This window comes from Cupriavidus agavae, from assembly GCF_004217045.1.
Lineage (GTDB): Bacteria > Pseudomonadota > Gammaproteobacteria > Burkholderiales > Burkholderiaceae > Cupriavidus > Cupriavidus agavae.
Map to the genome: position 1 here is coordinate 231,764 of NZ_SGXM01000003.1, position 13,505 is coordinate 245,268.

Here is a 13,505-nt window from a genome sequence, read left to right on the forward strand (position 1 = left end):
TTTGCACCCGGTCGGGCGGTCAGCGCGCCGCCACCACCTGGTCGATGGCGCCGAAGATCGACTTGCCGTCGGCGTCGAACATCTCGATGCGCACCGCGTCGCCGTACTTCATGAACTCGGTTTCGGGCTTGCCGTTGTCGATGGTCTCGATGGTGCGCTTCTCGGCAATGCAGGCGTAGCCCTTCTTGCGGTCCACGTTCGAGATCGTGCCCGAGCCGATGATGCTGCCGGCGCGCACGTTGCGCGTCTTGCAGACGTGGGCGATCAACTGGCCGAAGTCGAAGACCATGTCGGTGCCGCAGTCGGGCGTGCCCACCTTCTTGCTGTTCCAGTGGACGACCATGGGCCGGTGGACCTTGCGGTCGTGCCAGGCGTCGCCAAGTTCGTCGGGCGTCACGGCCACGGGCGAGAACGCCGTGGCCGGCTTGCTCTGGAAGAAGCCGAAGCCCTTGCCCAGCTCGGCCGGGATCAGGTTGCGCAGCGACACATCGTTGGCCAGCATCACCAGGCGAATGGCCTCGCCGGCCTGCTCGGGCGTGGCGCCCATGCGCACATCGGAGGTGATCACGGCCACTTCGGCCTCGAAATCGATGCCGAACGATTCATTGGCGCAGACGATGTCGTCCTGCGGACCGATGAAGTCGTCCGAGCCGCCCTGGTACATCAGCGGATCGGTCCAGAATTCGGGCGGCATCTCGGCGCCGCGGGCCTTGCGGACCAGCTCCACGTGGTTGACGTAGGCCGAGCCGTCGGCCCACTGGTAGGCGCGCGGCAGCGGCGCCATGCAGTGCCTGGGCTCGAACGCGAACGGGTGGCGCGCGCGGCCGGCGTTCAGGGCGTCATAGAGATCCTGCAACTGGGGCGCGTAGAACTGCCAGTCGTCGAGCACGGTCTGCAGCTTGCCGGCGATATCGGTGGCGTAGTGCGCGGTCTTCAGGTCGCGCGAGACGACGACAAGCTGGCCGTCGCGCGAGCCGTCCTTGAGGGTGGCGAGTTTCATGCTGGTTCTGAACGTTTGCCAACATTGGCGGATTCGGATGGGCGGTAGTCTACCGGAGCGGGCCGGGACTGCCGGCTTGTATAGAATGGCCGGCAGCACTAGGTGCTCGTACTTTCGCCATTTTTTCACCTGAAGAGTTCGCATGACGGTTGTGGACGGCCACGCTGCCCCTGACGATACCCCTGACGACGACGCCCGCGACGACGCGAAGCGCGCCGGCATCCAATCCATCGAGGTTGGCTTCCGGCTGTTGCAGGCGCTGGCGGCGTCGCCGCGCGCGATGATGCTGCGCGACCTGGCCGCCGCCGCCGATATGAACCCGGCCAAGGCGCACCGCTATCTGGTGAGCTTCCAGCGGCTGGGCGCAGTGACGCAGGATGCGGCCAGCCAGCGCTACGACCTTGGCCCGTTTGCGCTCGAACTGGGGCTGGCCGGCCTGAACCGGCTCGATCCGGTGCGCAAGGCACGGCCCGTGCTCTCGCAGTTGCGCGACGAAATCGACCAGACCGCCGGCATCGCCGTCTGGGGCAACCATGGGCCGACCATCGTCCACTGGGAGGAATCGAGCCACCCGGTCAGCGTGAGCCTGCGGCTTGGCGATGTGATGCCGCTGCTGAACTCGGCCACGGGGCGGCTCTACGGCGCGTACCTGTCGCGCCGCCAGACGCTGCCGCTGATCGAGCGCGAACTGGCCACGCGCGGCGACGTGGCGCTGCCCGACATGCCGGCGACGCTGGCCGAATACGACGCGATCTGCGCCGAGGTGCGCCAGCGCGGCGCGGCGCGCACGCGCGGCGGCGTGCTGCCGGGCATCAACGCGATCTCCACGCCGGTGTTCGACGCCAACGGACATCTGTCGATGGCGCTGATCGTGCTCGGCGCGCAAAGCGTATTCGATGCAGAATGGGGCGGTGCGGTGGATCGGCGTGTGCGCGACCTCGCGCGGCAGATTTCGACGGAACTCGGTTACCGTGGCCACAGCCAAGCGGCCGGACAGGACGGCCAACCCTCGTAAGCCAGGCTCCCGCACGCGCGGGGCCTCGCGCCTGCGCCGCTGGCTGGCGGTGCTCGTGGTGGTGGCGGTGGCACATGTGGTGCTGCTGTTCGGCCTGCTGCGCATGCCGGTTCCCAGCTTGCCGGACCTGAAGCAGATTCCGGCGCTCGAAGCGATCCTGCTGCCGCCTCCGGCACCCCCGGCCCCTCCGGCCCGACCGCGCGTGCCCCCGCAGGCGCGCCCGGCCCCGCCCAGCCCGACACCCGCCCCGCAACCGGAACCCGACGCGCCGGCGCTGGCCACCTCGCCCGGCGGCGACACCACGGCCCATGCCGGCGCGGGCGGTGCCGGCAGCACGGCGGAGGGTGCCAAGGGCGCCCCTGCCGCACCGGCCGAGGCACCGGCGGCGCCCGCGCCACGCTATGCCGCGCCGCCTTCGGTGACGCTGCGCTACGCGAGCTTCGTCAATGGCGTGCAGAACCCCGACGGCATCATCCGCTGGGAGCAGGACGGCCGCCAATACCGGCTGGCCGTCGAGACCCGCGTACTGTGGTTCCGCTTCGTGTTCGAAAGCCAGGGCAACATGACCGAGCGCGGCCTGCAGCCCACGCGCTATGAGGAGGCGCGCCGCAACAAGCGCGCGGTGGCCCGCTTCGACCATGCCGCGAACATGGTGGTGTTTGAAACGCGTGGTGGACAGGCGCCGATGCCGGCAAACTTCCAGGACCGCTTCAGCGTGTTCCTGCAACTGGTGGGATGGGCACGCGGCGACCCGCAACGCTACGTCACGCCTGGCGCTACGGAGTCGTTCAGTGTGGCAGATACAACGGAAGTCGAGCCGATGCAGGTGCAGTACGTGGGCGAGGAAAACATCGATATCGGCACCGGGATGGTGCGTACACGCCACTTCGTGCGCCTGCCCCGGCACCCGGGAGACCAGCGGCGCGTGGAAATCTGGCTCGCACCGTCGCTCGACTGGATGCCCGCGCGCTTGCGTCAGACGGAACCCGATGGCACACAAATCGATCTCGTCTATCGTAGTAGTGAAGGGCGGTGACGTGACTGCCGTGACAACACGGGAAACTGCAACATGCCTGACACAGTTTTGCAGCGAATCCAGGCCGGCGACATCGGTCTTCAAATTGCCATCGACGGACGCGACGGCCCCTGGGTGGTGCTGGTCCATGCGCTCGGGGCCAACCTGTCGATGTGGGACGAGACGGCCCGCCATCTGGCGCCGCGCTATCGCGTGCTGCGGATCGACCTGCGCGGCCATGGCGGCAGCGATGCACCGGTGGGCGCCTACACCATGGCGCGGCTGGCAGATGATGTGATCGCAGCCATGGACGCCCTCGATATCGGCCAGGCGCATGTCTGCGGCGTATCGGTGGGCGGCATGGTGGCCCAGACGCTGGGCGTGCGGCACGCGGGACGGCTGCTGTCGCTGACGCTGGTCGACACGATCGACCATACGCCGATGTCGGCCCATCCGATGTGGGCCAACCGCATCGGCCAGGCGGAAGCGCACGGCATGCAGGGCATGCGCGATACCACGCTGGAACGGTGGCTGACGCCGGCTTACCGGGAGGCCCATCCGGACCAGGTGGAGCGCATTGGCGAGATGCTGCGCGGTACGCCGGTGCATGGATTCGTGGGCGTGGCGCAGGCCATCGTCGCATTCGACCTGGCCGAAGCCATCGGCCGGATCCAGTGTCCGACGCTGGTGGTGGTGGGAGACAAGGACGAAGGCGCGCCGGTATCGATGGCCCAATCCATTGCCGGCAAGATTCATGGTGCCAAGCTGGAGGTGCTGCCGGATGCCGCGCATCTGTCCTTCATCGAGCAGCCGGAACGGTTCCACGCGGCGCTCGACAGCTTCCTGGGTCACGCGGCATGTGGCGGCCAGTGTGATATTCCGTAACGCAACGGTGTGGTTCGCAACACAGTAATGCCCGGCGCTCAAGAAACTTGCAGATCGCGCCGATGCCCAACAGTATGAGGGCAGCAAGAACAGCAGGCACGAGGCGGGTCCCAGAACTTGAATTACGGACCGCTACCCTCAGCTTGGAGAGGAAATCGCGCCGGTTCCGGCTGGAACGCGGCGCCAACCATACGCCAGGAGGTAGTGCGATGCAAATGATCTACAACAGCGACAACTATTGCATTGTCGAGTTTGGAGCAGATGTCGAGCATGCGACCCTTGCCTCGGGCGGCTACGAAATCGTCGACAAGAACCTGAAACGCGAAATTTTCCTCGGCGGCCATATGGCCGAGACCTTCCGCGCCGATGTGACCCGTCTGATCGAGTCAGAGCCTTCCGTGGAAGAAGTGGACGAGTTTCTCGGCAAGTTCGACACCGTGATGAACAACCCGCTGGTCATGCATTGATGCCCTGACATGCGTTGACCGCGCACGGCCCACTGGACGACGCCCGCTGCCGCGGGCGTTTTTATTTGGTCTTGCCGTCAGTACTGTTCCCAGGGCAGGCCGTCGTGGCGCCAGCCGTTGACCGTGTTGCGGTGGCGCTGGGGGTCGAGATCGCCCTCGAAGCCGTGCAGGACGTTGTAGACCGTGGTGAAGCCTGCGCCTTCCAGCGCACGCGCGGCGGCCGCCGAGCGGTTGCCGCTACGGCAGATCAGCACCACGGGCCGCGCCGAGGCGTGGCCCGCCAGCTTCTTCACGGCCTGGACGAAGTGCGGATTGACCTCCCAGTCCGGCCCATCGTTCCAGGGCACGTTGTGCGCGCCCTGCGGGTGGCCGACGAACAGGTATTCCATTTCGCTGCGGCAGTCGATGAACAGCCCGTCGGGTTCGGCATCGAGCAGGGTGCGGGCGTCGCTGGGCGTGAGGTGTTGCATGGCGTGGCGTGGGGTCAGGGCGTTCGGGAAGGCGTACGGTGGCGTATGCGTCTCTCAGTGTAGGCGCGGGCGCCGGCGCTGACAACCGCGCGGGCGCCGCCGCACGCAGGCCGACGAGGCGCCCGCGATTCCTTGATCTACCTGATAAAATCGCAATCTTGCCCAAATTGTGCGCCAGCCGGCCGTTAATCCGTTATCCGTCCGTTGGTCACCCCCGAGTAGAGCCTTCATGAGCGCCGTCCAGTCCGTCCCCCGCCCCTATACCCGGGCCGCCAGCCTTCCCAGGCTGCTCCGTGAACGAATCCTGATTCTCGACGGCGCGATGGGCACCATGATCCAGCGCTACAAGCTGGGCGAGGCCGAGTACCGCGGCACGCGCTTCGCGGACCACCCGATTGACGTCAAGGGCAACAACGAGCTGTTGCTGCTGACGCGCCCCGAGGTCATCAGCGAGATCCACGAGCAGTACCTGGCCGCCGGCGCCGACCTGATCGAGACCAACACCTTCGGCGCCACGCGCGTGGCGCAGGAAGACTACAAGATGGCCGACCTGGCGTACGAGATGAACGTCGAGGCCGCCCGGCTGGCGCGCCTTGCCTGCGACAAGTACAGCACGCCCGAGAAGCCGCGCTTCGTGGCCGGCGCGTTCGGCCCGACGCCGAAGACCGCCAGCATCAGCCCGGACGTGAACGACCCCGGCGCGCGCAACGTCACGTTCGAGGAACTGCGCCATTCGTACTACGAACAGGGCAAGGCGCTGCTCGAAGGCGGCGCCGACGTGTTCCTGGTCGAGACGATCTTCGACACGCTCAACGCCAAGGCCGCGCTGTTCGCCATCGACCAGCTCTTCGAGGACACCGGCGAGCGCGTGCCCGTGATGATCTCGGGCACCGTGACCGACGCCTCGGGGCGCATCCTCTCGGGCCAGACCGTCGAGGCGTTCTGGAACAGCCTGCGCCACGCCCGTCCGGTTACCTTCGGCCTGAACTGCGCGCTGGGCGCCACGCTGATGCGCCCGTACGTGGCCGAACTGGCCAAGATCTGCGACGCCGCCGTGTCGTGCTACCCCAACGCCGGCCTGCCGAACCCGATGAGCGACACCGGCTTCGACGAGACCCCGGAAGTCACCTCGGCGCTGGTCGAGGAATTCGCGGCCTCGGGCCTCGTGAACCTGGTGGGCGGCTGCTGCGGCACGACGCCGGACCATATCGCGGCCATCGCCAAGCGGGTGGCCAACAAGGCCCCGCGTGCGTGGGCGAACTACAGCGAAGACGCTGCCGCCTGACCCATCGCCCGCCCCGAGCCCAGAGAAAAGAATCATGAGCCAGCAAAACCTGCCCCCGCGTCCGATGCGCCTGTCCGGCCTGGAGCCGTTCACGATCGATGACGACACGCTGTTCGTCAATGTCGGCGAGCGCACCAACGTCACCGGTTCCAAGGCGTTTGCCCGGATGATCCTGAACGGCCAGTTCGACGAGGCGCTGGCCGTGGCGCGCCAGCAGGTCGAGAATGGCGCGCAGATCATCGACATCAACATGGACGAGGCGATGCTCGATTCCAGGGCGGCGATGGTGCGCTTCCTGAACCTGATCGCCTCCGAGCCGGATATCGCCCGCGTGCCGATCATGATCGACTCGTCGAAGTGGGAGGTGATCGAGGCCGGGCTGCAGTGCGTGCAGGGCAAGGCCGTGGTGAACTCGATCTCGCTCAAGGAGGGCGAGGAGCAGTTCCGCCACCACGCCACGATGATCCGCCGCTATGGCGCCGCCAGCGTGGTGATGGCTTTCGACGAGAAGGGCCAGGCCGACACCTTCGCGCGCAAGACCGAGATCTGCAAGCGCAGCTACGACTTCCTGGTCAACGAGGTGGGCTTCCCGCCCGAGGACATCATCTTCGATCCGAACATCTTCGCGGTGGCTACCGGGATCGAGGAGCACAACAACTATGCCGTGGACTTCATCGAGGCCACGCGCTGGATCAAGCAGAACCTGCCGTACGCGAAGGTGAGCGGCGGCGTGTCCAATGTGTCGTTCTCGTTCCGCGGCAACGACGTGGTGCGCGAGGCCATCCACACGGTGTTCCTGTACCACGCCATTGCGGCGGGGATGGACATGGGCATCGTCAACGCCGGCCAGCTGGGCGTGTACGACCAGCTCGACCCGGAACTGCGCGAGCGCGTGGAAGACGTGGTGCTGAACCGCCGCGACGACGCCACCGATCGCCTGCTGGAGATCGCCGACAAGTTCAAGGGCGGCGGCCAGAAGAAGGAAGAGAACCTGGCCTGGCGCGGCACGCCCGGGCAGCCGGTGCCGGTGTCGGCGCGCCTGACGCACGCGCTGGTGCATGGCATCACCACGTTCATCGTCGAGGACACCGAGGAAGTGCGCCAGGAAGTGGCGGCGCGCGGCGGCCGCCCGATCGAGGTGATCGAGGGCCCGCTGATGGACGGCATGAACGTGGTGGGCGACCTGTTCGGCGCGGGCAAGATGTTCCTGCCGCAGGTGGTCAAGAGCGCCCGGGTGATGAAGCAGGCGGTGGCGCATCTGCTGCCGTACATCGAGGAAGAGAAGCGCCTGCTGGCCGAGGCCGGCGGCGACGTGCGCGCGCGCGGCAAGATCGTGATCGCCACGGTGAAGGGCGACGTGCACGACATCGGCAAGAACATCGTGTCGGTGGTGCTCCAGTGCAACAACTACGAAGTGGTCAACATGGGCGTGATGGTGCCGTGCAACGAGATCCTGGCGCGCGCCAAGGTCGAGGGCGCGGACATCGTGGGCCTGTCGGGGCTGATCACGCCGTCGCTGGAGGAAATGGCCTACGTGGCGTCCGAGATGCAGCGCGACGACTACTTCCGCATCAAGAAGATCCCGCTGCTGATTGGCGGCGCCACCACGTCGCGCGTGCACACGGCGGTCAAGATTGCGCCGAACTACGAAGGTCCGGTGGTCTACGTGCCCGATGCCTCGCGCTCGGTCAGCGTGGCGTCGAGCCTGCTGTCCGACGAGGGCGCGGCGAAGTACCTGGACGAGCTGAAGTCCGACTACGACCGCATCCGCCTGCAGCATGCCAACAAGAAGGCCACGCCGATGGTGACGCTGGCCCAGGCACGCGCCAACAAGACGCCGGTGGACTGGAGCAGCTACGTACCGCCGAAGCCGAAGTTCATCGGGCGCCGCGTGTTCCGCAACTACGACCTGTCCGAACTGGCCAACTACATCGACTGGGGCCCGTTCTTCCAGACCTGGGACCTGGCCGGCAAATTCCCGGACATCCTCAACGACGAGATCGTGGGAGAGTCCGCGCGCCGCGTCTACTCGGACGGCAAGAGCATGCTGGCCCGGCTGATCCAGGGCCGCTGGCTGTCCGCCAACGGCGTGATGGCGCTGCTGCCGGCCAACATGGTCAATGACGACGACATCGAGATCTACACCGACGAGTCGCGCACGAAGGTGGCGCTGACCTGGCACAACCTGCGCCAGCAGAGCGAGCGCCCGGTGGTGGATGGCGTGAAGCGTCCGAACCGCTGCCTGGCCGATTTCGTCGCGCCGAAGTCGAGCGGCATTGCCGACTATATCGGTCTGTTCGCCGTGACCGCCGGCCTGGGCGTCGAGAAGAAGGAGGCGCAGTTCGAGGCCGACCATGACGACTACAGCGCGATCATGCTCAAGGCGCTGGCTGACCGGCTGGCCGAGGCGTTCGCCGAATGCCTGCACGAGCGCGTGCGCAAGGACCTGTGGGGCTACGACGCGGCCGAGACGCTCAGCAATGACCAACTGATCGCCGAGACCTATCGTGGCGTCCGTCCGGCGCCGGGGTACCCGGCCTGCCCGGAGCACACGGTCAAGGCGGCGATGTTCGACTACCTCGACGCCGCCGATATCGGCATGGGCATTACCGAGGCGCTGGCGATGACGCCGGCTGCCTCGGTCAGCGGCTTCTACCTGGCGCATCCGGACTCGACGTACTTCAGCGTCGGCAAGATCGGCCAGGACCAGCTTGACGACATGGTGGCGCGCCGGGGTGAGGACCGCCTCACGCTGGAGCGGGCGCTGGCGCCCAACCTGTAAGCGCCGAAGTCGCAGCTGTAAGCAGTTGCAATGGCCGGGACGCCGCTCGCCAGTGGCCTCCCGGCTTTTTGTTGCCCGCGCAGGCTGCCCGGCACGTTGAAAACCAAGGGAATGACGATGGAGGCAGGCCTGGCGGGTGCCCGTGGATGGCGTCCCGCGCATGTCCGTAATGTCTTCACTACTGCTTACAGGGCATTACAAGTGCTCACAGACCGGCATGGGAGCCGTCCCTAGACTGGACTCCAGTTCACGTGACACCGCGTGAATGCCGCGGCGAATACTCGCCGCGGCGCATCCAGACAAGGAGTCTCATCCATGAAGAAGCTGCTGATCTCGCTGTCCGCCCTGTCGTTCGCCGCCGCCTCGTCGCTGGCGATGGCCCAGGGCACGGGTGTTACTGCCGGTTCGCAGGCCGGCGGCGGCCTGTCGGCCACCACGCCGGCTTCGCCGTCGGGCAGCCTGGGGGCGGGCGCCAATGCCGGCGTCAACGCGGGCGGCGCTGCAGGCGGGGCGGTGACGCCGGCCAGCCCGGGCGCCGCCGATCCGGCCACCCACGCTGACAAGGCGGACAAGACCGACAAGGCGGGCAAGACGCGGCAGGGCCACGCCAGCAAGTCGAAGTCGAAGAAGGACGGCGCGAAGACCAGCGCGCTGGGCGCCTCGGCCGGTGCGGACGCCGGAACCAGGATCCAGTAAGCCACGCCGCCGGCCGGCGGGGAGCGGCGGGACCCTCCAGACTGCCAGCTTCCCACCCCATGACCGGTCAATGACGGGCGCCTCGACGGCGCCCGTCGTCGTTTCCGACCCGGCGTCGACGCGGTGCAGCAGAATCCCCCCGCCCGTGGGCCGGCAAGGCCGCCAGCGCCAGCCATGTCAGCCTGACACCGACATCTTCCGCGCGGCGCCGGCACTACAATGCAGGAAACCGGCCCGGTTCGTGCTTCGGCAGCCCGGCCGTACCCCTCACCGTGGAGACACCCGATGATTCGCGTCTTGATCGCCGACGATCATGAGATCGTGCGCGCCGGTCTGCGCCAGTTCATTTCAGAGGAGCCCGACATCAAGGTGACGGGCGAAGCCGCGAGCGGCGATGAAGTGATGGCGCAGTTGCGCGACAGCGAGTTCGACGTACTCGTACTCGACATCTCGATGCCTGACCGCAATGGCATCGATGTGCTGAAACTGATCCGACAGCGCCTGCCCAACCTGCCGGTGCTGATCCTTTCCACTTACCCGGAAGACCAGTACGCGATCAACCTGATCCGTGCGGGAGCCTCTGGCTACCTGACGAAGGAGTCCGCGCCGGACGATCTCGTCAAGGCCATCCGCACCGTGGCGCAGGGCCGCCGCTATGTAAGCCCGACCGTGGCCGACCTGCTGATCGGCGGGCTCGACAAGCCGACCGAACAGCCCGTGCACCAGACGCTGTCCGAGCGCGAGTTCCAGATCTTCTGCAAACTCTCGCGCGGCCAGTCGGTCTCGGTGATCGCCGACGAACTGTTCCTGAGCGTGAAGACGGTGAGCACCTACCGCTCGCGCATCCTGGAGAAAATGGGCATGAAGACCAACGCCGACCTGACCTACTACGCCATCAAGAACGGCCTGGTCGAATAGGAATCCCCGTCAAAAGCCGGACCCGCTATCGCATAACGCACCCCCGCATCATCCACCATGCCGGAGCACGCCACGGCCTCTTCCCCACGCTCGCTGCGAGTCCTCCTGATCGAGGATTCGGAGGTGCTGCGGGGCATGCTGCTGGAATACCTCACCGCCTTCCCGTTCGTGCGGGAGGTGGACTGGGCAGATACCGAAAGCATGGCGGTAGGACTGGCCTCGCGCGGCAACTACGACGTGGTGATCGTTGACCTGCAGCTGCGCCAGGGCAACGGCATCAACGTGCTGCGCGAGATGCAGCGCGCGAGCCTGCCGGGCATCCGCATCGTCTACACGAACCACGCGCAGGTCTCGATGTACCGTCGCCAGTGCACCGATGCGGGCGCGGACTATTTCTTCGACAAGTCGCTGGAACTGGAACAGGTGTTCCGGGTGATCGAGGATTATGCGACCTCGGCGGATTGAAGGCGGGCCCGCTTCGGCCTTTGACTGTCTTCCCTGTCTTCCCTGTCTTTCCTCTCCCCCGACCCCTCGCCCGCTGAGCGGAAGAGGGGCGCAGAAACAACCCCCTATACCTCTGCCGCCGCCTCCGGAGGCGCCAGCACCGTCGTCGTCAACGGCACTTCGGTCCGGATCGACACGCCATGCTCGGGCGACGAATCCACGTGCATCGTGCCACCCAGTGCCAGCACGCGCTGTTCCATCCCAAGCAGGCCATGGTGGCCGGCCGTGGTGCTGACGTCGAAATCGGGCGGCATGCCCCGGCCGTTGTCGCGCACGGTCAGCGTGAGCTGCTGTTCGGTGCAGGCCAGGCCCACATAGACCTTGGTGGCCTCGGCGTACTTGCTGGCGTTGTTGAGCGATTCCTGCACGATGCGGTACATGGCGATCGCGGCGTTGTCGCGTAGCTGCGGCAGCGATTCCGGCAGTTCCAGCTGCGTCTCCCACTGGTTGCGGGCGCCTACGTCCTCCACCAGCTGGACGATGGCCTCGCGCAGCCCCAGGTTCAGCAGCACCGTGGGGCGCAGATCTTCTATCAGCCGCCGCTTGATCTGGATCGCCTGGTCGGCGTGCTGCATCACGCGCGTGATCTTGTCGCGCGCCTCGGGGTGGGTGGCCTGGACGCGCATCTTGACCCAGTGCAGGTCCAGCTTGATGGCGGTCAGGATGGCGCCGAGTTCGTCGTGCAGTTCCCGCGCCAGCCGCGTCTTCTCGTCCTCGGTCACGCGCTGCAAGTGGGCCGCCAGTGCGGAAAGCTGCCGGGTGCGCGCGCGCACCTTGCGGTCCAGGCGCGCGCTTTCTTCCTCGAGCTGGGTACGGGCGGCCTCGGCCATCGTCATGCGGCGCTGGTGTCCCAGCCCCACGGTCACCAGCAGCAGGATGTTGATCGCAGTCAGCAGGCCGATGCCGTAGCGCGACAGCTGCAGGTCATGCTCGGCAGCCTCCAGGTTGTGGGTCACGGTGCCCGACTCGCGCACTTGCAGGTGTTCCAGCCCGCGCCGGGCGCTCTCCATGGTCTGCTTGCCGAAATCGGTGCGGATCATGTCGAGCGCCACGTCGACGTCGCGCTTGCCGTAGACCAGCGTCAGCGCCATCTCGCTGAGCTTGCGCGTCACGAACTGCGAGGTCTCGCCAAACAGCCGCAGACCCTCGGGGTCCTCGGCGTAATGCTGGCGGATGCGGCCCATCAGCTCGGTGATATGGGGGAGCGCCTTGTAGTAGGGGTCGAGGTAGCTGTCCTTGCCGGTGAGCAGGTAGCCGCGCTGGCCAGCCTCGGCGTTGACCAGTTCGGCCGCCAGCGCGCCGAGATCGCTCTGCAGTTGCTGGGAGCGGATGGCCTCGGTGTAGCCCTCGCGCAGGCGCAGGTTGCCGGTTTCGGACGCAATCAGCACGGCCAGGGTCAGCACGATGCCCCCGGCCAGCAACAGGGAGTTTCTGAGAAGAAGGGAATGCTTGGCCATCGGGAAAGTACCGGTTGGAGCGCCGCCCGGCCCGGAGAGGGGCGCACGAGCGGCCATGGAATCACATAGGTGGAGCGGGGTCAATCGTACCGAGGCGAGCCCGGCGCCGCATCCGGCGCGCGGCCCGGTGCGCTGTAGGACTCGGCTGACATCTGAATCGGTCAGGTTTCGGTGTGCGGTCAACGGGGCGGCCCCTAGCATGAGGCTATGAGCTTGCGCACCGTGGCGCAAGCCGGGCAAACCGGAGAGCCGGGGCGCCCGCTAACCTCGGGAGACCGGCCATGCTGTACTACGCACTCGTCTTTTTCGTTGTCGCCCTGGTGGCGGCCATCTTCGGCTTCGGCGGTATCGCCGCCGGCGCTGTGGAAATCGCCAAGATCTTGTTCTTCATCTTCCTGGTGGTGGCCCTGGTGACCTTCGTGATGGGCCTGGTGCGCCGACGGTAAGCGCCAGGATTCGGCTCTCTGCCCGCCGGCGCCGCTGGCGGGCACCATGCTGAAGATCATCCCCAACCGGAAACAGGAGTCAATACATGCTCACGCAAAATCCCAAGGTCCGTAAGGAAATCAATCATCTGCATGACAGCGCCGACTCGGCCGTCCGCCAGATCAAGCATGCTGCCCGCGATACCCGCGACGCCATGGGCCCGGCCTCGGACGAGGTCAAGGCGCTGATCAGCCAGCTGCAGAACACCATCGACGTGCTCACGCACGAAGGCTCGGCCGAGAGCCTGGCCGCCGGCCGCCGCCTGCGCATGCGGGCCCATGAAGTGGCCGAGCGCATGCGCGAACGCAGCCTGGACGGCATGCACTGGGCGCGCGACCAGGCCAGCGTGGCCGTGGACCATGGCCGCCAGCGCGTGGCCGAATCGCCGATGAAGGCCATCGGCATTGCCGCACTGGTGGGCGCCTGCATCGGGCTGATGCTCGCCGGCCGCCGCTCGGACGAGTAACCGGCAAAGGCACCGATTCGACCCAGGGGCCCGGATGGGCCCGGGGTCAACCCCGCAGC

14 protein-coding genes are annotated in these 13,505 nt (G+C 66.8%); 11 read left to right on the forward strand and 3 right to left on the reverse strand.

The window, feature by feature from the left end; translation table 11 throughout:
* Positions 1-19: 19 nt before the first annotated feature.
* Positions 20-1,000 (reverse strand): fumarylacetoacetate hydrolase family protein, encoded by a 981-nt coding sequence (locus EV147_RS14910; RefSeq protein WP_130391990.1) that lies wholly within the window; start codon positions 998-1,000, stop codon positions 20-22.
* 142 nt (positions 1,001-1,142) lie between these two features.
* On the opposite strand from EV147_RS14910, the gene EV147_RS14915 reads away from it, so the two are divergent.
* The 4 genes from EV147_RS14915 (at position 1,143) to EV147_RS14930 (ending at position 4,382) form a co-directional block, all read left to right on the forward strand.
* Complete coding sequence (locus EV147_RS14915) at positions 1,143-2,015, forward strand: IclR family transcriptional regulator (RefSeq protein ID WP_130391991.1); 873 nt, start codon at positions 1,143-1,145, stop codon at positions 2,013-2,015.
* Positions 1,972-3,051: a DUF3108 domain-containing protein gene (locus EV147_RS14920; RefSeq protein WP_328591123.1), complete on the forward strand. Its 1,080-nt coding sequence runs from the start codon at positions 1,972-1,974 to the stop codon at positions 3,049-3,051. The genes EV147_RS14915 and EV147_RS14920 overlap by 44 nt, the downstream gene beginning before the upstream one ends.
* Positions 3,052-3,084: 33 nt before the next feature.
* Complete coding sequence (pcaD, locus tag EV147_RS14925) at positions 3,085-3,915, forward strand: 3-oxoadipate enol-lactonase (RefSeq protein ID WP_130391992.1); 831 nt, start codon at positions 3,085-3,087, stop codon at positions 3,913-3,915.
* A gap of 209 nt (positions 3,916-4,124) precedes the next feature.
* The gene (locus EV147_RS14930; RefSeq protein WP_061956410.1) at positions 4,125-4,382 is read left to right on the forward strand and encodes a BTH_I0359 family protein; all 258 of its coding nucleotides are present in this window, start codon (positions 4,125-4,127) and stop codon (positions 4,380-4,382) included.
* Positions 4,383-4,459: 77 nt separating this feature from the next.
* Here the strand turns inward: EV147_RS14930 and EV147_RS14935 are convergent, their stop codons facing one another.
* Complete coding sequence (locus EV147_RS14935; RefSeq protein WP_130391993.1) at positions 4,460-4,852, reverse strand: rhodanese-like domain-containing protein; 393 nt, start codon at positions 4,850-4,852, stop codon at positions 4,460-4,462.
* Positions 4,853-5,081: 229 nt separating this feature from the next.
* Between EV147_RS14935 and EV147_RS14940 the strand changes: the two genes are divergently transcribed.
* From EV147_RS14940 to EV147_RS14960, 5 genes are all read left to right on the forward strand, one after another.
* A complete protein-coding gene (locus tag EV147_RS14940) occupies positions 5,082-6,137 on the forward strand; it encodes a homocysteine S-methyltransferase family protein (protein WP_130391994.1) in 1,056 nt (351 codons plus the stop codon).
* A gap of 34 nt (positions 6,138-6,171) precedes the next feature.
* Positions 6,172-8,919 carry a methionine synthase gene (metH, locus tag EV147_RS14945; RefSeq protein WP_130391995.1) on the forward strand — a complete coding sequence of 916 codons (2,748 nt, stop codon included), beginning with the start codon at positions 6,172-6,174 and terminating at the stop codon, positions 8,917-8,919.
* A gap of 315 nt (positions 8,920-9,234) precedes the next feature.
* Complete coding sequence (locus EV147_RS14950) at positions 9,235-9,615, forward strand: hypothetical protein (RefSeq protein ID WP_130391996.1); 381 nt, start codon at positions 9,235-9,237, stop codon at positions 9,613-9,615.
* 285 nt (positions 9,616-9,900) lie between these two features.
* Positions 9,901-10,533, forward strand: coding sequence for a response regulator (locus EV147_RS14955; protein ID WP_061956399.1), 633 nt, complete (start codon positions 9,901-9,903; stop codon positions 10,531-10,533).
* Between the two features lie 57 nt (positions 10,534-10,590).
* On the forward strand, positions 10,591-10,998 hold the full coding sequence (locus EV147_RS14960) for a response regulator (protein ID WP_130391997.1): 408 nt from the start codon (positions 10,591-10,593) through the stop codon (positions 10,996-10,998).
* 104 nt (positions 10,999-11,102) lie between these two features.
* On the opposite strand, the gene EV147_RS14965 is transcribed toward EV147_RS14960, so the two are convergent.
* The gene (locus EV147_RS14965; protein WP_130391998.1) at positions 11,103-12,494 is read right to left on the reverse strand and encodes a sensor histidine kinase; all 1,392 of its coding nucleotides are present in this window, start codon (positions 12,492-12,494) and stop codon (positions 11,103-11,105) included.
* Positions 12,495-12,775: 281 nt separating this feature from the next.
* Between EV147_RS14965 and EV147_RS14970 the strand changes: the two genes are divergently transcribed.
* Both EV147_RS14970 and EV147_RS14975 read left to right on the forward strand, forming a co-directional pair.
* Entirely contained in the window at positions 12,776-12,940 is a 165-nt protein-coding gene (locus EV147_RS14970) for a DUF1328 domain-containing protein (protein WP_130391999.1), read from the forward strand.
* A gap of 86 nt (positions 12,941-13,026) precedes the next feature.
* Positions 13,027-13,446: a DUF883 family protein gene (locus EV147_RS14975; RefSeq protein WP_130392000.1), complete on the forward strand. Its 420-nt coding sequence runs from the start codon at positions 13,027-13,029 to the stop codon at positions 13,444-13,446.
* Positions 13,447-13,505: the final 59 nt, after the last annotated feature.